This is a genomic window from Gordonia pseudamarae (assembly GCF_025273675.1).
In the GTDB taxonomy this organism is placed as follows: Bacteria; Actinomycetota; Actinomycetes; order Mycobacteriales; family Mycobacteriaceae; genus Gordonia; species Gordonia pseudamarae.
Genome location: NZ_CP045809.1, coordinates 4,844,011 through 4,863,579, shown reverse-complemented (window position 1 = coordinate 4,863,579; position 19,569 = coordinate 4,844,011). Strand labels below are relative to the sequence as shown.

The window sequence follows — 19,569 nt, the reverse complement described above, 5'->3', positions numbered from 1 at the left end:
GTCGCCCATTATCGCTCACCAGGACTCGGCGTAGCCACGCGGCCAGGTCCTCGCCGGTTCCTTCGGCCGAATCCAGGGCGGCCATGACCCGGTGCAGGGCGCCGTTCGGGTCGGCTTCGGACTCGAGGAATCTCGCTATCAGCCAATCGACGAGCTGCGGGGTCATCTTGGACACGCCCGCGGCGATGCCCGCCGCCGCGAACGCCTGAGCCCAGCCCACCGGCCCCACCGGCGTGCAACCGAACATTTGGCTGACGCCGGGCACGGAGATGATCAGGGCCATCACCGCGAGTGTGCCGATGTTCGTCGCCACGACGAGCGGGCCGTGCGAGTCGGTGAGCGTCTCGATCATCTGCGTCACCACCAGCCCGATCAGTCCGATCGTCGCCGCCCGTGAGGCGGTGCCGGTGGCCCGGCCGAAGGCCCAGGCCAGCAGAGCGCCCAGTGACGTGAACACCGCCCGCACCGCCACCGCACGCCAGATGGTCGACTCGTCGTGCCGTCCCGCGACGTCGGGGTCACGTTGTGGACTGACGGCCAGCGCGGCCGCCGGCAGGGCGTCGGTGAGCATGTTGACCAACAGCATCTGCCGCGCGTTGAGCGCCGGCTTACCGGTGAGCACGGTGGTGACCAGACCGAACGTCACCTCGCCGACGTTGTGGCCCAGTAGCACCGACACCGCCGACTGCACGCGCCGCCACAGCTGTTCACCCTCGTCGAGGGCGTCGATGATGGCTTCGATGTCACCGTCGAGCAGCATCACGTCGGCCGCCATCCGGGCCGGGTCGCTGCCCTGGGACACCACACCGACACCGACCGATGCGGCGCGGATCGCGGCGGCGTCGTTGGCACCGTCCCCGACCATCGCCGTGACGAGCCCGCGCCGGTCCCGATACGGGGTTTCCAGAGCCTGCACCACCTGCACCTTGTGCTCGGGCGCCATGCGGGCGAACACCCGGTGGGTGCGGGTGGCCGCCACGCGTTCGGTGGCGTTGAGCAGATCCCATTCGGGTCCGGTCATCACCTCGTCGCGTTCGACGGCGATCCCCAGGTCGCCGGCGATGACGGCAGCCGTCACCGGGTGATCGCCGGTGATGAGCCGCACCTCGATACCACGGCGCTGCAATTCCTCCAGCAGTGGGCGCGCACCGGCACGCGGGGTGTCCGACAGTCCGATCACGCCCAGCAGGTGCAGCGACGACCCGCACAACCGCGCGAATGCGTCCGGGTCGTCGGCGGCCGAGTGTGCCTGCTCGTCGGTGACCCACCGTTCGGCCACCGTCAGCACCCGCAGACCGCGGGCGGCCATCTCCTGCAAGGCCTCCCGCAGCTCGTCGCGGTGTCCCGGCTCCAGCGCCGCCGCCAGCTCCTCGGGAGCGCCCTTGACCAGCAGCCGGTTGCCGACGAGAGCCGCGGCGAGCGGCCGGTCGGACTGGAACGGCAGGAATGCGTCCACGGCCGGATGGTCGATGCCGGCCTCCTCCGCGGCACGATGAATGGCTGCGTCGGTGGCGTGTTCGACCTTGCCGCTCTTGCTGATCCGCATCGTGGCGCCCGCCGCGCGCAACACCTCGGCGGTGGTGGCGCCGAGCAGGCCGTGGGTCTCGGCGACCCGGAGCCGGTTCTCGCTGAGGGTGCCGGTCTTGTCGAAGCAGACGGCGTCCAGGCGTGCGAATGCCTCGATGGCACGCGGGTTACGCACCAGGACCGACGATCCGGTGAGATTGCGAGCCGACGACGATTGCGCCAGCGTCACCACCAGCGGCAGCCCCTCGGGCACCGCGGCCACACCGATACCGACGGTCCCGGACGCGGCCTCGCGGATCGGGGTGCCCCGCAACAGCGACAGCACGCCCACCAGCGCGCCGCCGGCCAGACTGAACGGCAACGCGCGCCGGGTGATCGCGCCGAGCTGCGCGGCCAGGCCCACCTCGCCCGACGAGGAGGGGGCCAGTGCCAGTGCCCGGCTGACCTGGGTGGACTCACCCGCCGCGGTGACCACGCCCACCGACTTCCCGGCGACGACGGTGCTGCCGGCGAACAGCATGCCGGTGCGTTCGGCCTGCGGGGCGCCCGGGGTGTCGGCGCCGTCCTTGCTCACCGGCAGCGATTCGCCCGTCAGTGTCGACTCGTCGACCTCGACGGTGTCGGCGTCGATGATGCGGATGTCGGCGGGCACCACCTCGCCCGAACGCACCTCCACGATGTCGCCGGGGCGTAGATCGCCGGCCGGTACCTCGTCGTAGCCATGTGTGCCCGGTTCGCCGATCACTCTGCGGGCCAGCGGTTCCTGGACGGCGAGCATCTTCTCCAGCAGCTTTTCCGCGTGCAGCGACTGGTAGGCGGAGATGGCGGTGTTGACCGCGAGCACCCCGGCGACCATGACGGCGTCGACCGGTGAGCCGAGCAATGCGCTCGCGGCCGATCCGGTGGCCAGGATCGGGGTGATCGGGTCGGCGAGGTCCTCGGCCATCGTGCGCCGGAAATCCCGCAGGGTGTCGACCGTGTCGGTGATGCTCGCGCGGGCCAGCCGGATCGGCGCCGACCGTGCCACCGGCGCGATGAAAGTGTCTGCCGGTGCTGGTCTTTCAGGTCTCGGCAGCAGTCGCAGGACTTCGTCGATCGGCAGCGCGTACCAGTCGTGCGAGGAGTCGGGGAGTGGGTCGGGCTCCGTGAACACCTTGGTGCCCAGGTGGTATCCGTGCCAGAGGCTGAACAGGGCCGTGGCATTGACGGAGGTGGGACCGTCGCCGCGCACGCCGGGGATGAGCATCAGTGAGCCCAGCAGTGACGCACCGGAGGCCAGCGAGACCGCTCGCTGATTGGCTTCGCGGGCAACCGGAATGGCGTGTATCACCCGCCAGGCGGCGGTGAGGTCGTCGACGAGGATATCGGCTCCCCATGGTGCCGATCCTTCGCCGATTATCCCGATTCCGGTGTGCGCCAGCCGGATCGCGTTGCTGCCGGAGTTGCACACGAGGGCGACCGTGGCGCCGTCGGCGCGCAGCCGGGTCACGGCTCTTTCCAGCGCGGTGTCGGGATCGCTTCCGGAGTCGAGGAGTTCGTCGAAACCCTGGCGCAGCGAATGCAATCCGTCGTCGACGAGGGAGACCACGCGCAGGCCGGCTCGTCGCGCCCCGGCGAGAAAGGCGGTGGCCAGCGGCCGACGCAGCGGGCTCACCAGCGCCTGGCCGGGAACATCGGCCAGCGTGTTCCAGCCCGGCTTGAGCAACCCGGACTCCAATGCCGCGGTCGCCGCCCGCCACGTTCGGGCCCGGTCGCCGTTGTCGACGTCGATCACGCGGGTCACGGCCAGCTCCGCGGTGAACAGCACCCGCGGATCGACCAGCAGTGTGTCGATGTCGCCGAGCGTGCGCAGCGACTGCGGATTGAGCACCACCGCCCCCCGGGCGTGCAGACCGCGGCCGAGGGAGGCACCGAACGCCTGGCGCACCGATCGGGCCGGTGTGGGTGCGGCCACCAGGACCGCCTCGGCCGCGGTGAGCGGCGACGCGGTGACCGCGAGGATCGCGGCTCCGCCCAGTCCGGCGTCGACCGCGATCTCGTCGGAACGCCTGCCGGTGCGGACGGACCGGGCATCGGGGACCGTGGGGTAGGGAAGCCGTCCGTCCTTGCGGGCGCGGTCGGCGAGCGTCGGTTCGACGCGTCGCCAGGCGCGCCGGCCGTTGAGCGCCTCGGCGGTGGCGATGGCACGTGAGGACACGTTGACCGCGACCCCGAGGGGTGCGGCGGCCAGTGCCTGCCCGGTCACCTGCGCACCGGCCAGTAGCAGTTCGGTGGCCTCGCCGCCTAGCCTGTCCTCGATCATCCCGCGGACCCGCGGATGGTGGGCGGCGACGGTGATCGGCGCCAGTGCGATCCGGGAGATCCGCGGAACGGGCAACAGCGAGGTGACCAGTGAACCCACGAGGGCGGCAGAGGCCACGCAGGTCCCGAGCAGGCCGGCGGCCACCGTGTTGTCGTCACCCGGGAGCGAGCGCGCCGGTCGCGGGGTGGTGCCGGACAGGTGTGTGAGTGTGCGCTTCTCGGCACGGGAGACGGTCTGGGCCAGTTCGTCCGCCGACGGGCCGCCCTCGTCGACGGTCACCAGCACGCGCGAGAGCGGGCCGTTGACCTGGACGTCGACGACGCCGGGCAGGCCGGACAGGGCCGCGTGCACCTCGGTGCTCACCTTGTCGAACGCGGTGTCGAGTCCGCGGACCTCGATCCAGCGGGTGGTGGCGGTGCTGCTGCGGCGGCGTGCCGGTGGGCCGCCGACCGCCTCGCCGAGTGTGCCGATCACCGCGACGCCGATCGCGGCCAGCTCGTCGCCGACACCGCCCGCCGTGGCTGCTGCCGTGGAACCGGCTTTGCGGCCGGCCTCGACGATGGCATCACCTCCGAGCAGTGCGGCACCGACGGCGATTTTGGACAGGGTGATCGGTGCGCTCAATAACGACATACGGGGCGAGCCTCCTAACCCTGCCATTCTCGCGGTCGGAGGCTCCGCTGTCCTGGGCATTTGGACCCCCGTGTCCGGTGCGATGGACCTGGTGGCCGCGGGGCCCGACGCGGGTCGACGGCACGGCCGGGAAGCCGCGTGACTCCGGTAACGGCGCAGGTCTCAGGCCACTTTTTCGCGGTACACTCGGGGGTCAGTCAACAGTGAGGCGGCATCATGGTGTACCGGAGCGTGCCCGCGCCCACCAGCGCGGAGATCCGTAGCTGGTGTGACCGGTCCCAGATCCCCGGGGACCGGCCGGAATTGTCCGCGACGGCGGCCTCGCTCATCGCGAGCGGATTCCTGACGCCGACCGGCCGTGCGGTGGTGGTCCGCCGGGTGTCGTCGGGTCTGCCGTTGCCCACCGTGCTGGCGGGTTTCGGCGAATTGCGGCGTCTGCAGCGGGCGATCGCGCAGGCCGAGAGCCAGACCAGCAACCCGATGATGCCGGGTGTGGTGTCGGCGGTGATGCGCAACCGCCTGAACGGGCTGATCCGCAGGCGTGAGGACGCGCACAAGACCGTCGTGTCCGCAAAGGGTGTCTTCGCGGGCAGTACCCGGGCGATCCGGCGTGAGCGGCGCGAGAACATCTACCTCGAGATCGAGGAGCGTGAACGGCTGTTCGGCGGCCTGCTCTACACGCCGACGCCCAATGCCGCGGCGGCCCGGTCGATGCGGGAGGCCGGTGGTGCGGCGGTCGGCAGGATCGTCGGGCTGGTCGGGCAGGTGGCCTCACGCAGCGGCAACACGCAGGCCGAACAGTGGGCCGATGAGCTTCTCGGGACGTCACAGCCCGAGGCCTCGCCGCCGGGTACGGCCTCGTTCCTCGACGGCTACGAGACGATTCTGTTCCTGGCCGGTCACCTCTACGACCGGATCGTCAACAATCCCGCATGGCGGTCGGACCATTTCGAGTTGCAGCGCACCCAGGTGAACCTGCACGCCGAACTCGCCGAGATCTCCTCCGACGTGATCGCGCTGCGTGCGGTCCGGATCGATCTCGACCGTGCCAAGCGGCGTGGTGGTTTCGACAAGGACTTCGCACAGCAGATCGACAAGCGCGAGGAGGCGCTGCGGCCGGTGTGGAGCGAACTCATCGACCGGGTGCAGGCGCTCGGCGAGGTGGCGCACGTCGTCGAGTCGGCGGCCGTCGAGTTGCGGATCCTCGACGAGTACAACCGGGCCGCGACCATCGACGACCGGATCGACGCCTTGATCTCCAGGTCGGGCGACCGGGAGGTTTCGGTGGACAACTCCAAGCGGCTCACCGAGCAGGTGCGCAGCGGGGAGGAGAACCTGCGGATCTATCGGGATGTGTTGCAGGGAAACATTTCCCGACTGTCGCCCGCGCCCTCGATAGTGCTCCCGGAGCGCTATGAACCGGACCGGTGACATGTGATCCCGGGGCCACCGCGGATGCGCTGTCAGCAGGATGTGAACTGATGAAGGAAACATTGATGTCCGGCCACGACATCTCCTGTGAGAATCCGCTACCGGCCGGTATAATCGGGCGTCGTTACGCCCTGGCAACCGGGAAGCCGGGAACGGAACGAGCGCAACGAGCGCCTCGGGGCATCGGGTCCCGTGCCGACGCCACCACACAGAGGGGATGGCAGTGAACAAGTTCCGGGGTCTGACCGCATTGGTCGGTGTCGTCGCCACGGCGATACTGGGCGCTCCCGCTGTGGCGCACGCCGACAGGCATCAGGCCGCGCGCATCACCAAACTGTCCGACATCGGGCCGCTGCGCACCGACATCTGGGTGTACTCACCGTCCAACCATAAGAAGATGAAGGTCAACGTCCTGACCCCGGCCAACTCCTCCGGTCCGCGGTCGGTGGTGTAGATGCTCGACGGCGCGGACGCCGGCGACGAGGTCAGTGACTGGATCACCAAGGGGCGCGCCGGCCGGTTCTTCGCCGACAAGAACGTCACCGTGGTGCTGCCGACCGGTGGCAAGGGCTCCTTCTATACCAACTGGCGCAACCGTGACCCCAATCTCGGCAAGCCGCAGTGGGAAACGTTCCTCACCGAGGAACTGCCACCGCTTATCGACAAGAAGTTCAACGGCACCGGCCGCAACGCGGTCGTCGGGCTGTCGATGGGCGGCCAGGCCGCACTCGCACTCGCCGTCCGCGCACCCAGGCTGTACACGGGCGTCGCCTCGCTGAGCGGCTGCCCGGAGGTGTACGCACCGGCCAACCAGGCGTACGTACACACCACCGTCGCCAATGCCGGCGGCAACGCCATCAACATGTGGGGCCCGCCGCGATCGCCGGCGTGGAAGGCACACGACCCCGCCACCCGACTCGATGAACTGCGCGGCAAGAACATCTACCTGTCGTCGGGTTCGGGTTTGGTCGGGCCGATGGACCTGCTGCGCAAGATCGACCCCGAGGAGGGCACCCGGCAGTCGGTGACCGCCAGCTCATCGGCCCTGGAGATGGGCGCCTGGCGCTGCTCCATCAACTTCGCCCTCGAAATGCGCAACGCCGACATTCCGTTCACCGACGGCCTGCGGCTCGTCGGCACCCACTACTGGGGCTACTGGGAGCAGGATCTGCCCCGGATGTGGCCCACGATCTCCCGCGGCCTGTAGGGCAGGCGTCAGCCGACGAACTTTTCCGCGAACGCCAGGAGGGCATCGTTCTCGGCGGTGGTGGTGACGGTGACGCGTACGCCGTCGCCGGCGAACGGCCGCACCACGAGCTTGTCGGCGATGGCCCGCGTGGCGAAGTCGAGAGCGGCCTCGCCCAGGTCCAGCCACACGAAGTTGGCCTGCGTGTCGGGCACCCGGTAGCCGAGTTCACGCAACCGGGCGGTCACCCGCGTCCGTTCGGCGACGACGGCGTCGGTGCGGGCCAGCAATTCGTCGTCGCCGGCCAGGCTGGCGATCGCGGCGCTCTGCGACAGTGAGGTGACCGAGAACGGAACGTGCACCTTGCGCAGCGCGGTGACCAGCTGCGGGTCGCCGATCGCGTAGCCGACGCGCAGACCGGCCAGACCGTACGCCTTGGAGAAGGTCCGCAGCACCACCAGGTTGGCGAACTCGCGGCGCAGTTCCAGCGCGTCGTAGGCCTGCCCCGGGCCCGGCCGCATGTACTCGAAGTACGCCTCGTCGAGGGCGACGACCAGATCCGAGGGCACCCGCCGCAGGAACGCGCGCAGATCGTCGGCGTCGACAACGGTGCCGGTCGGGTTGTTGGGGTTGCAGATGAACACCAGCCGGGTACGGTCGGTGACGGCCGCGGCCATCGCGTCGAGGTCGTACACGTGGTCGCCGGTCAGCGGCACCGGTACCGGCGTGGCGTGCGCGGCGCGGGTGGCCAGCGGATATGTTTCGAACGACCGCCAGCCGAACACCACCTCGTCGCCGGGTTCGCAGGTGACCAGGATCAGGTTCTGGCACAGGATCACCGACCCGCAGCCCACCTGCACCTCGTCCTCGGTCACCCCGAGTTTCTTGGCCAGCGCCGCCGTCAGCTCCACTGCCGCGTTGTCGGGGTAGCGGTTGACCGACGTCGCGGCATCGGCGATGGCGTCGATGACGCTCGGCAACGGTCCCTCGGTCACTTCGTTGCTGGCCAGCTTGATCGCGCCCGGAACCGTCTTGCCGGGGGCGTAGGCGGGCAGATGATCGAGATCGGGGCGGATGCGCAAGGTCACGCCCCCAACTCTATGTCGGCGGCACCAGGTGCGGTGCCGCAGCCACCCCAAACCCGTGAATCTGGGCTCTGACCAGCCGGTTTGCGCCTCCGTGCGCAGTGTGTGTAACCTTTGCTCTCGGCAGTTCGAAAGGACTTCGCCAGGAGGCGTGCCAGAGCGGCCGAATGGGATTCACTGCTAATGAATTGTCTCGCTAAAACGGGACCGGAGGTTCAAATCCTCTCGCCTCCGCCGTGTCGCGGTCGAAAGGCCGTGGCTACAACTGAATAGCTACGCGCCCGTAGCTCAACGGATAGAGCATCTGACTACGGATCAGAAGGTTTGGGGTTCGAATCCCTACGGGCGCACCAAAGAATGGCCAGGTGAAACAGTGTTTCACCTGGCCATTCTGGTAACTGGGCAACACGATGTGACACGTCTGCTTTGGCTCCAGTCGCTAGAATCCTCGTTGTACGGTACGTTGGTTGGCGCTTGGCGGCGAGACTCAATACGGCAACCCAATACCCCGTGCAGATTGGCACAGTCCACGACCCGGGCTCTGTGACGATGGCTGCCGCGAGAACTAGGGACCTTGGCCCCTGCAGGGATGATCCGGTTGTACTTTTCAGAGTTTCTGGAGGGCTCGTTCTTGCTCCCCACTCGTGCAGGGCTACGACTCGGAGGCAAGTCGCAAGATTCTTAACGTTGTCCTTTTTATATAGATTGAGCTAACATGCCCGTGTGGAAGAGAGTGTGAGTCGTAGCAAACCGCAGGTAGCGCCCCTGTCGTCCGACGCTCCGCACGAGGTGAAGTTTTACAAGCGGCACCGAGACGACGACAAAGTGCAGACGATCCCGGGTCTGGATGCTCTCCTCGGCTTCCCGGTCAAGGTGCGGGCACGGCTGCTTGCGACGCTCTCAGCGGTGGCGAAGGCTCCGCCGAAGCGGTTCGCCGGCGGCGGGCAGTGGGAAGCGATGCATGGCGACATGACCGGCTACTTCGAGGCACGTGTCACCTCAAGTACTCCGAACGGGAAGTGGCACTACCGGCTGTTCTGCGTCCTCGACTACACCGCGCAGGGGAAGGCCATCCCGCTGCTCGTGGTACTCGACGGGGCTGCGAAGCGGTACCAGACCACTCTGTCGAATGCGCGCTATGCCGAGGTCCGCGACCTGGGTGATGAGTACCGCGAGCGCAACCCGCGATCGTTCGCCACGGCTGAGGACGTCAGCGCGGCGTTCGGCTCTGACTAGCTAGGCGAAGGCCCGCATGGGCTCGGTGATGCGAGCCTTCTCGTCCTCCGACATCGGGGTGAGCGTGACCTTCATGCCCAACGCGGCAGCGACCTCGGCGACGGTGCTGAGAGTCGGGTTCACCGACTCCGACGAGAGTAGACGTCGTACGGTGCTGGCGTCGGAACCGATCGCGCGGGCCAGCGCCGCCTTGCTCAGTTTTTCTCCTCCGCGAGCCTCGTCGAGCGCACTGATGATGGAGTCGACCGCCTCGATGCGTGCGGTCTCCGCAGCGTACGCGCGAGCGAACTCGGGGTCACGGGCCTCGAGTTCGAGCAGCGTGTTGAATACGTCGTTCATGGCTTCCCCTCGCTGTTGGCGGTGTATTCTACGGACCCAAGAACCGTAACATAAATGCCACGTTTGAGTTAGTGTCACCGATCATCGCTGCGGCAGATAGCGTTGGTGTCGCGGCGGGGAGACTCAGTACTGCGGGTCGGACGATGCGGCGGCGCCGGTCCAACAGTGACGGGAAGGATGAGCCGCCCCGCAGCTTGGGGATCTTCACCTCCACATCACCCGAGGTCGTCGACGCGGTCTTAGTGCGGTGACCATTGCGGTGGGTGGCGCGCTCAGCGGAACGCTCGTAGCGCCCGGCGTCGATCTTTTCGCTGGCCTCGGCCTCGATCAAAGCGTGCAGGCCGGCGCGGATCAACTCAGCGAACACCGCCCCGGCATCAGCGGCGGTGAGTGCATCAAGCTGTGCGAGCAAGGCAGAATGGTCCTGGGTCATCGTGTGGTGTGCCCTTCTGTGAGTCACTGTGAGAGGTAACTCATCGACCACTACGCGATGGCCCACCCCGACAGGGTCACCGACACGCTCAGCAGCGGCTCACCTCAGACCCGAAACCCCACCACCCCAGGGGACTCACCCGCGGGTCGTGGGCTGTATCGGTCTACAGCGGTGTTGGTCGACACCGAAGTCGGCCTCTGCGATGATGATTGTCGCGAGAACTAAGGGCCTTGGCCCCCTGTGGGGATGATCCGGTTGTGCTTTTCAGAGTTACTGGAGGGCCCTTTTGCTCCCCGCTCGCGCGGGGTTACCCTGTGCGTCAGGCTGAGGTGAGACACCATCACTGAGTTACTTCCCTCGGCACGGGGTGTAAGATCCAACAATACATATAAAGTTGTACTTTTATCTGGATCGAGCTAGTGTGGTCCGCATGGAAGACAGCAAACACCACACCTCTGACATCGAGTCGCTGGTCGAAGGGCTGTCGGATCGAGCGCGATCGCTGTGGGCGAAGTCGGACTTTGCTGATCCGACCAACTGGATGCCCCTGTTCCAGCACATCGCGGACAGTGCTATGACCGCATGCCATCTGTGGGACACATTCCTTCCGCAGGCGGTACGGGGCATCGTTGTGTCCGAGTTCGGTGGAGACGAAGTGCTAGCGCGAAAGGTGGCGGTGTGGCTGGCGGCGGCCCATGACTTGGGTAAGGCGTCGCCGGCATTCGCATGCCAGTCGCCGGGGCTGCGGGAACAAGTACAAGACAGTGGCCTGCCGTTCACGGCTCGAGCGATCGACAATCGGCGGAGTCTGCCGCATTCGCAGGCGAGCTATGCGATCCTCGTGAACTGGCTCGAATCGCAGGGTGTGCCTCGCCGGACCGCCAGCTTCTATGCGGCAGTGCCGCTCGGGCATCACGGGCGTTTTGCGGCGCATACACAAACCAAGTTGCCCGCTGGGTATCCACCACTCGGCGATACTGAGCGATGGCAGCCGGTCCAACTGGAGTTTGCCGCCTACGCCGCTCGCCTCGCCGATATCGGGCCCGATGATTTGGTGCGCCTTGGTGGTATTCGCCCGCGGCAAGTAGTCATGATCCCGATGACGGCGTTGGTGATTCTGAGCGACTGGATCGCGTCCAACCCCAGTGTGTTCCCGGTGCAATCACACCTCCGACCACGCGGCGAGGCCGGCCATGCGTTGACACGATTGGCCCTGCCGCGCCCGTGGTCGCCCAAAGAAGCGACCGACACCGAGATTCTCGGTGAGCACCTGGGGATCAGCGACCCGCGACCGGTTCAAGGTCAGTTGCTTACGTTGGCTCGGACAGTCGAGGAGCCAGAGCTGATCATCGTCGAAGCTCCGACAGGGGAGGGTAAGACTGCTGCGGCGCTGGCTGCGGCAGAAGTGCTGGCCAACCGGTTTGGGCTAGGCGGCGTCGTCTTCGCGTTGCCGACTCAGGCGACATCGGATGCGATGTTCGGAACGATAAAGCGTTGGCTCAAAGCCGTTGTCGCCGCTGACGATGTCTCGGTCGTGCTCGCGCATGGCAATGCTGAGTTCAACGACGAATACACCGCGATGCCGAGGCTTTCTCCCGTCTACGACGAGGGGGAGGAGACTGCGTCTGCCGCATGTGACGAGTGCGAGACTGGGCGCGCCATCGCGCATTGGTGGCTGACGGGACGAGGCAAGCTGGCCACGATGTCCGACTTTGTGGTGTGCACGATCGACCAAGTCCTGCTGGGCGCGCTTGAGTCGAAACACGTTGTACTTCGTCACCTCGGATTGGCCGGCAAAGTCATAGTTCTGGACGAGGTGCACGCGGCTGATGTGTATATGCGTCAGTACCTCAAGCGGATGTTGACGTGGCTCGGCGCGTACCACGTACCAGTGATCGCGATGTCCGCAACGCTGACGCCGTCGATACGGCATGAGCTTGCACAGGCGTACAACGACGGCCGAAAACGGAATACGCCACACCTTGATGGAGCGGACCTCGCGTATCCCCGTTTGACGTGCACAGCCGAAGGCGGGACCGCGAGTTACGAACTTCCGGCGTCGTCGCGATCGTCGACGTTCGTTATCGAGGAGCGTGACGGAGACCTAGCAGATATCGCGGCCCAGGTGATTGCCGATGTCGGCGATGGTGGTCACGCGGCCGTCGTGTGTGACACCGTCAGCAGAGCACAACTGATGTACGACGAGCTTGTGGACCGGCGCCCCGACGGTGTTGAAGTTGTTCTCCTCCACTCCCGCTTCCTCACGCCTGACCGGCTGACTCGTGAGCGGATGCTCCGTGCCAGGCTTGGGCCGAAGGCGCAGCGTGATCCGGCGGTGAAGCTGATTGTGGTTGCTACGCAGGTGATCGAACAGTCACTGGATATCGATTTCGACGTGATGTACACGGACGTTGCGCCGATCGACCTGATTCTTCAGCGGGCGGGACGACTTCACCGGCACGGATGGAAGGATGAGGACAGACCGCACGGGCTGCGCCAGGCGAGGCTGACGTTGATGGGACTGCGGCGTGACGAACTCGGAGTGCCGACTTTCGACAAAGGAATGTGTTCGGTATACGGCGAAGCCTATCTATTGGCTGCGGTGGCGACACTCGACGAACACAGGTCCACGACCGATTCGGTGGCAAGCCCCCAGGACGTTGCCCGACTCGTCACGCGTGCGTACGAGACGATCAGTCCGCCGCCCGGTTGGGACTCGGCATGGGAACGTGCCCAAACAGCGCAAGATACCGCTGATGTACGTCGTGCCGTCGCGGCCAAGCAATTCCAGATTCCGCCACCAAGGCCCGAGTCATTGGTTCGATGGGCGACAAAGGGAATCGATGACACGGCCGGCGAGCGAGGAGTCGCGCAGGTACGTGATTCTGATGAGTCGATTGAAGTGGTGATTATTCAGCGCATCGACGGTCGACTCGTGGTGCCGAAATGGTCCGCTGAATACCCGAGCGAGTCGGTGGAGAACGGCACAGTCATCGACGATGACCTTGCGAGGGTCGTCGCACGCAATGTTGTCAGACTCCCGGGCTATCTTGGTCTCGGACAACAAGGAGGCAACTTGATCGCCGAACTTGAGGACAACTATATGCCGACGTGGCAAAATTCGACCTGGTTGAGGGGAGTTCTTCCTATGATCCTCGACAACCATGGCGCGACTACATGTGCTGGGCACGTCTTTCGGTACGACATCGACCGCGGTCTGCTCGTCGAACGACAAGGGAAGAACTGATGGGAACCACTTTCAATTTGATCGATGATCCGTGGATCGTGATCAGGACCGTCGATGGTGACTCCGAGGTGGTATCGATAAGGGATGCCTTCGCCAGGTCCGCCGATATCCGTCGGATAGCAGGGGATCTCCCGACTCAAGACTTTGCGGTGCTACGCATCCTACTGGCAATCCTGTATCAGGTGTTTCGGGAGAGGGCTGCCGAAGGCGACCGTATCGAGGTATTCGAAGGGCTGTGGGAATCCGGGGATCTACCTATCGACGAGATCGATAGGTACCTCGAACACTGGCACGGTCGATTTGACCTCTTCGATGAAACGCACCCTTTCATGCAAGTCGCTGGACTTGCTAGCACAACAGGTGAAGCAAAACCGCTGGGTGGAATATTGATTCCTGATTCTCCCGGAGACAACAGCCTTTTTACGATGAGTCGTAACGTTCGCGAATTGGACTACGGAACGGCTGCACGTTGGCTGGTACATTGTCAGGCGTATGACTACGATGGAATCAAAACCGGAATCAGTGGCGATCCCCGGACGAAGGGCGGCAGAGGTTACCCTATCGGAATTGGATGGACGGGTTGGCTTGGCGGACTCTACCTGGAGGGCAGCAATCTTCGTGAGACGCTGTTACTTAACTGGTCACCGCCAGACGACCACGACGCGGCGGACAGGCCACTATGGGAGCGGCAGCCGCTGACTCCCGCTCCGCGGCCAAGCATAGGGACCGCACCGTGCGGTCCGCTCGACCTGTTTACGTGGCCCGTCCGCCATATCAGGCTGATTCCCGACGGCGACGCTGTCCGGCAGGTGCTGGTAGGGATCGGTGAAGCTGTGCCGAAGGCGTGGCAACTGCGCAACGAACCGATGACCGCATGGCGGCTGAGTCCAACTCAGATGGTAAAGGAGAAGTCAGAAGGTACACCGCTTTACATGCCTCGCTCGCATGACCATTCTCGATCGATGTGGCGAGGGCTGGCTGCTCTGCTTCCGGATCCGAAGCCGGCGGTCGACAGTAGGATAGGGCATCCGTTGAGCTATCCCGCACAGATTCTCGATACCTTGGGACATCGTTCCGAGGTACTCCCGGACCGAATGTTCGCGGTCGTGTCGGTCGGGGTTGAGTACGGCGCCAATATGTCGAGTTTCGGCGAGATATTCACAGACCGGGTGGTACTTCACCCCGGGATAGCAGTCGCCGAAGGCAACGCCCGAGCGGCCATCGTCGAGGTCTTGGATCGAACTGACCGAGCGGTGGCCGCGTTGGCGTCATTGGCCGGTGACCTTGCTATCGCCGGTGGAGGGGATCGAGCACCGGCGATGACACGTGCACGGGAACGTGGATACGCAGTACTGGATCAGTACTTCCGGCAGTGGCTTCCCATGGTCAGAACCGATTGCGACTTCGATGACGTGCTGAATACCTGGTACAGGATTGGGCTAGAAGTACTCGCCCAGGAAGCCGATGCGTTGCTCGACCAAGCATCGCCCCGGACACGTGCGGTGAAAATCGTTGATGGAAAGACTATTTCGGCCGGACAGTCGGTCAACTGGTTCCACTACAACGTGCGACAGCATCTACCGTATCGAAAGGACGCCGAGGAATGGCAGTAGCACAGAAGGATTCGAAGCCCGACGATCGACGATCGACAGTCTACAGGTACGTTGCTGAACGTGCGGGCAGACTTTATGAGGGAAAGTTGGAGGACCGGGCTGGGGCCGTCGCTGATCTTGCCAGACTGCGAAGCGGTGCAACGCGTGAGATCGGATCGGATCCGGCGGTGTGGCGGGCCGCGTTCACCGGATACCCGGAAGTGGCCGATGATACGACATTTCCGAGTCACGCGGAATTTGCTGTGTACGTCTCTCTCAGTTTGTACGCGTATCACCAACAGGGACAGAGTAGCTCGATGCATACCGAAGGACCTTCGTTCGGCACTGCGCTCAGGAAGCTGGCATATGTAGGTACCGAAACCACGCCGAAGGAGTCGGTGGTCAGGAGATTCAATGCACTCGTGACAGCTGACACCTTCGACGAAACTAGATCGCACTTGCGGAGTCTTGTCGGTCAGCTTCGTGCAGAGGGGATTCCCCTCGACTACGGGCGACTTGCCGACGACCTCGAGCGTTTGCACTCACCGTGGCGTAACGGCGTCCAGCTTCGCTGGTCTCGCGACTTCAGCCGCACTCCGCGTACGGAAGGCCCGTCGTCGGATGCTGACGAATGAACCCGTGAATCCTGCGTGGCAACTGATTCGACAAAATTCAATTCCAATCAGCAAGGAGATAATCATGCCGCTTACCATCGACCTTCACATCATCCAGTCAGTTCCGCCGTCGAACATGAACCGGGATGAGGACGGTAGCCCGAAATCGACCATGTACGGAGGAACCCGGCGAACCAGGGTGTCGAGTCAAGCATGGAAGCGTGCGATCCGGCGGGACTTCGAAGGGTTCCTCGACACCGCTGATCTGGGGGTTCGGACACTTCGGGCGGTTGGCGAGATCGCAACGCGTATCAAGGCTATCGACAGCACGATCTCCGATGAAGACGGTGAGCGCCTTGCTACCGCCGTACTGACAGCAACCGGAATCAAGGTTACAAAGGTTCCGGCCAGGAAGAAGGCGAAGTCTGCCGACGACGAGGAGCCGCAAGAGCACAGCAAGACCGGAGCACTGCTCTTCCTCAGCAATCCCCAGTTGGACGAACTGGCCCGGCTCGCCGTTGACTCGCAGGGATCGGTTGACAAAAAGGCAGCCAAAGCTATTCTGCTGAGAGGTAACTCCATTGATCTGGCACTATTCGGGAGGATGGTTGCCGACGCCCCGGACTTGAACGTCGATGCGGCCGCTCAGGTCGCGCACGCGATCGGTACCCACGCATCTGTCCCCGAGTTTGACTACTTCACGGCGGTCGACGAAAAGCGAGTTGACGACAATGCCGGTGCTGGAATGATCGGCACGGTTGAGTTCAACACTGCGACTCTCTATCGGTATGCCACAGTGAACATCGACGCACTTCGAAAAAATCTTGGGTCAGATGAAGCAGTAGGTCGCGGGGTGGAAGCCTTCATCAGATCTTTCATACGTTCGATGCCGACGGGTAAGCAGAACACATTCGCCAACCGTACGTTGCCGTCATTTGTGTACGCGGCGGTGCGCACCGACCAGCCCATCAATTTGGCGGGAGCGTTCGAGAAGGCCGTTGATCCCCGTAAAGGGTTGACTGAAGAGTCCGTCTCTGCGTTGATCAGTGAGGCGCGCAATCTGTATTCAAACTTCGATGCGTCGCCGACCGCAGGTTACGTTGTGTCACGCGTCGACGTTGACGTCGATGGTTTCGCCGACACAGTGACCGCTGAAGCTCTGGTCTCAGCGTTGGGGGCACAAGTACGGGACAATACAAAGGTGTCGTCGTGACAACATTGTTGTTCAACCTGTCAGCGCCGCTGCAGGCATGGGGCGACTCCAGCCGCTTCGTGGAAAGACGAACGCGACCTGAACCCACCAAGAGTGGAGTAGTCGGTCTGCTGGCAGCGGCATTGGGACGGCGCCGCACCGATCCGATTGAGGATCTCGCAGGACTGGAGTTCGGCGTACGCACAGATCAGGCGGGTGTGTTGCAGCGCGAACTGCAGACCGAGACGGATTGGCGTACTGGCAAACCTAAGCCGCTCACACACCGCTACTATCTCGCGGATGCGAGATTCGTAGCGGCCGTCAGCGGCCCTGAAGGGCTGATCGGTGGATTACATGACGCTTTGCGGAATCCTACGTTCCCGCTGTATCTGGGGCGTCGATCATGTCCACCCGCCGGTCCGATCTACGGTGTCCTGGACGAGCGTTCATTGAAAGAGGTGCTGCACTCGGCAGCGTGGAGCGCAAGCCTGACGCACCAGCAGGCACAGGCGCGGCAGGTCGGATTGCCGATCGTACGTGACGTTCGTGGAGACGATAGCGTTCCTGTGGCTGAAACCATCCGTGATTATCCAGTCAGTTTCGACCCCGAAGGCAGGATTTACGGCTGGCGTGATGTCGTCCACGAACAGGTGTTGATAGACAATCCAGAGTCTAAGAGGCCGGTGACGGACAAGGATTGGCTTGCTGTTCTGGGAGGTAGCTGATGTACATGTCCAGGATTGCACTCAACCGGCGTCGTCGCGGTGGAATGAAGTTGTTGAGTAGCCGTCACGCAATGCATGCTGCTGTGATGTCATCGTTCACTCCGGGGACTCAGACGGAGTCGGAATCCGGACGTGTTTTATGGCGTATAGATCGTCATGGTGAGGAGATGAATCTGCTCATCGTCAGCCCCGAACGCCCGTGTCTGGCTCATATAGCCGAACAAGCCGGGTGGTCTACTGACAACACGTGGGTCACCAGAGATTATCGTCCGTTCTTGGAATCTTTGGTGATCGACTCCGAGTTTATTTTCCGATTGGTCGCGAATCCAACTCGGCGGATGAGCAGTATGTCGGCAGGTGACGGTGACTCCCGGAAGCAGATTGTTGGTCACCGCACGGTGGGGCACCAGCGGCAGTGGTTACTCGACCGTTCGTCGGACTGGGGCTTTACCGTAGTGGACTCGCTGGTGGAGGACATTCCGGAGAAAGAGCTTCGGATCTGTGAACGTGATACAGTCACGTTCCGGAGAGGGAGTGGTCGGGTCACTTTGGTGACGGCTGCATTTGAAGGCAAATTGGCTGTCACTGAACCTGATCGGCTGAGGAATTCGCTCAGCCACGGAATCGGACGTGCCAAAGGCTATGGGTGCGGACTCCTCACATTGCTGCCAGTGGGGTCGTCGGCGCCGTGAATGAGATGCCGGGCACCAGGCCGAGTCGTCCGAGCGAGTTGGTCCGCGTTCAGGACAGGATCTCGTTTGTCTACGTGGAGCGAGCCACGATTGGACGTGATGATAGCGCGATCACGGCTACTGATGATGCCGGGGTCGTGCACATCCCGGCGGCCACCTTGGGTGCGCTCTTGTTGGGGCCCGGCACACGCGTCACACACCAGGCGATGTTGCTGTTGGCCGACAGTGGTTCGACCGCGGTATGGGTGGGGGAGAGAGGCGTTCGCTACTATGCGCATGGCCGTCCGCTGGGACGGACGTCTCGCCTGTTGGACGCGCAAGCGCATGCAGTCTCGAATTCGAAGGAGCGGATCGCCGTCGCCAGGCAGATGTACGCGATGAGGTTCCCGGACGAAGACGTCTCGACGTGCTCCATGCATCAGCTCCGTGGGCGAGAGGGCGCTCGCGTCCGCGGACTGTACCGGCAGCACTCGGACCGGACAGGCGTCGAATGGAATCGCCGGGACTACGATCCAGAAGACTTCTTTGGCTCAGATCTGATCAATCAGGCATTGTCGGCCGCGCACACATGTCTATACGGTGTGGTGCATTCGGTGGTGGTCGCGTTGGGATGTAGTCCCGGGTTGGGTTTTGTCCATACAGGGCATGACAGATCCTTTGTGTACGACATCGCGGATCTATATAAGGCGGAGATTACTGTTCCTGTCGCGTTTGACGTAGTAGAGCGGATCGAGCGGGAAGACCTGCCAGATGATGATGTGGCCGGCATGACGAGACGTGCGGTCCGCGACGCGGTGAAGTCAGGAACAATACTCACTCGGTGTGTGCACGACATTTACCGTCTGCTGTTGCCGGATGATCGCTCTCGCGGCGACGACGAAAACTTTGCTGATGTGATCGAACTATGGGATGACCGACAGCAGAACGTCGCCGGTGGCCGAAACTTTGCGCCGGAGGATCTGGAGCCACCATGGTAGTCGTCGTTCTGACCAATTGTCCGGCGAAGCTGCGAGGACACCTGACACGATGGCTGCTTGAGATCAGCGCAGGGGTCTACGTCGGTCACGTCCCGGCCCGCGTTAGAGATCTTCTGTGGAATCAAGTTGTCGAGTACGTCAAGGATGGTAAGGCGCTCATGGTGCATAGCACGGTTGGTGAACAGAGGCTCGCGTTCCGTACGCATCAGCACGAGTGGGAGCCCGTCGACTACGACGGGGTTCTACTGATGCGTAGGCCGGCGGACAATTCAACTGTTCGCACACGGCGGGCACGTCGCGGATGGAGCACTGCGTCTCAGCGGCGTAGGTGGAGGTAACCGCTCAACTGCATCTGATA

The 19,569-nt window shown here is 63.9% G+C and carries 12 protein-coding genes, 2 tRNA genes and 3 pseudogenes; 13 read left to right on the top strand and 4 right to left on the bottom strand.

From position 1 onward, the window contains the following. Window positions 1–190: 190 nt before the first annotated feature. A pseudogene (locus tag GII31_RS22695) lies at window positions 191–2,383 on the bottom strand (cation-translocating P-type ATPase); the annotation flags it as partial. A 2,295-nt stretch (window positions 2,384–4,678) separates the two neighbouring features. Between GII31_RS22695 and GII31_RS21255 the strand changes: the two are divergent. Both GII31_RS21255 and GII31_RS21250 read left to right on the top strand, forming a co-directional pair. Then, a complete protein-coding gene (locus GII31_RS21255; protein WP_213245296.1) occupies window positions 4,679–5,893 on the top strand; it encodes a hypothetical protein in 1,215 nt (404 codons plus the stop codon). 217 nt (window positions 5,894–6,110) lie between these two features. Then, a pseudogene (locus tag GII31_RS21250) lies at window positions 6,111–7,100 on the top strand (alpha/beta hydrolase). A gap of 8 nt (window positions 7,101–7,108) precedes the next feature. Here GII31_RS21250 and hisC read toward each other — a convergent pair. Continuing rightward, entirely contained in the window at window positions 7,109–8,167 is a 1,059-nt protein-coding gene (gene hisC, locus GII31_RS21245; protein WP_213245294.1) for a histidinol-phosphate transaminase, read from the bottom strand. Window positions 8,168–8,309: 142 nt separating this feature from the next. Here hisC and GII31_RS21240 point away from each other — a divergent pair. The 3 genes from GII31_RS21240 to GII31_RS21230 all read left to right on the top strand — a co-directional run bounded on the left by GII31_RS21240 (window position 8,310) and on the right by GII31_RS21230 (window position 9,400). Continuing rightward, window positions 8,310–8,398, top strand: a tRNA-Ser gene (locus GII31_RS21240). A 43-nt stretch (window positions 8,399–8,441) separates the two neighbouring features. After that, window positions 8,442–8,517: transfer RNA gene (locus GII31_RS21235), tRNA-Arg, on the top strand. 370 nt (window positions 8,518–8,887) lie between these two features. Then, entirely contained in the window at window positions 8,888–9,400 is a 513-nt protein-coding gene (locus GII31_RS21230) for a hypothetical protein (RefSeq protein ID WP_246221993.1), read from the top strand. On the opposite strand, the gene GII31_RS21225 is transcribed toward GII31_RS21230, so the two are convergent. Both GII31_RS21225 and GII31_RS21220 read right to left on the bottom strand, forming a co-directional pair. Then, window positions 9,401–9,739, bottom strand: a complete 339-nt coding sequence (locus GII31_RS21225) for a helix-turn-helix domain-containing protein (protein ID WP_213245293.1) — start codon at window positions 9,737–9,739, stop codon at window positions 9,401–9,403. It lies immediately after the preceding gene. A 136-nt stretch (window positions 9,740–9,875) separates the two neighbouring features. Then, window positions 9,876–10,172: pseudogene (locus tag GII31_RS21220) on the bottom strand (transposase); the annotation flags it as partial. 430 nt (window positions 10,173–10,602) lie between these two features. Between GII31_RS21220 and cas3 the strand changes: the two are divergent. From cas3 to cas2e, 8 genes are all read left to right on the top strand, one after another. Beyond that, window positions 10,603–13,419 (top strand): CRISPR-associated helicase Cas3', encoded by a 2,817-nt coding sequence (gene cas3, locus GII31_RS21215; RefSeq protein WP_260840177.1) that lies wholly within the window; start codon window positions 10,603–10,605, stop codon window positions 13,417–13,419. After that, window positions 13,419–15,032 (top strand): type I-E CRISPR-associated protein Cse1/CasA, encoded by a 1,614-nt coding sequence (gene casA, locus GII31_RS21210; protein WP_260840176.1) that lies wholly within the window; start codon window positions 13,419–13,421, stop codon window positions 15,030–15,032. The genes cas3 and casA overlap by 1 nt, the downstream gene beginning before the upstream one ends. Continuing rightward, the gene (gene casB, locus GII31_RS22690; RefSeq protein ID WP_213245290.1) at window positions 15,023–15,646 is read left to right on the top strand and encodes a type I-E CRISPR-associated protein Cse2/CasB; all 624 of its coding nucleotides are present in this window, start codon (window positions 15,023–15,025) and stop codon (window positions 15,644–15,646) included. The genes casA and casB overlap by 10 nt, the downstream gene beginning before the upstream one ends. Before the next feature lie 64 nt (window positions 15,647–15,710). Continuing rightward, entirely contained in the window at window positions 15,711–16,838 is a 1,128-nt protein-coding gene (gene cas7e / locus GII31_RS21205; protein WP_213245289.1) for a type I-E CRISPR-associated protein Cas7/Cse4/CasC, read from the top strand. Next, the gene (cas5e, locus tag GII31_RS21200; protein WP_213245288.1) at window positions 16,835–17,542 is read left to right on the top strand and encodes a type I-E CRISPR-associated protein Cas5/CasD; all 708 of its coding nucleotides are present in this window, start codon (window positions 16,835–16,837) and stop codon (window positions 17,540–17,542) included. The genes cas7e and cas5e overlap by 4 nt, the downstream gene beginning before the upstream one ends. Then, window positions 17,542–18,234 (top strand): type I-E CRISPR-associated protein Cas6/Cse3/CasE, encoded by a 693-nt coding sequence (cas6e, locus tag GII31_RS21195; protein ID WP_213245287.1) that lies wholly within the window; start codon window positions 17,542–17,544, stop codon window positions 18,232–18,234. Before cas5e ends, cas6e begins: the two co-directional genes overlap by 1 nt. Window positions 18,235–18,239: 5 nt before the next feature. Further along, entirely contained in the window at window positions 18,240–19,211 is a 972-nt protein-coding gene (gene cas1e, locus GII31_RS21190; RefSeq protein ID WP_213250844.1) for a type I-E CRISPR-associated endonuclease Cas1e, read from the top strand. Further along, window positions 19,205–19,549: a type I-E CRISPR-associated endoribonuclease Cas2e gene (gene cas2e, locus GII31_RS21185; RefSeq protein ID WP_213245286.1), complete on the top strand. Its 345-nt coding sequence runs from the start codon at window positions 19,205–19,207 to the stop codon at window positions 19,547–19,549. Before cas1e ends, cas2e begins: the two co-directional genes overlap by 7 nt. Window positions 19,550–19,569 lie beyond the last annotated feature (20 nt).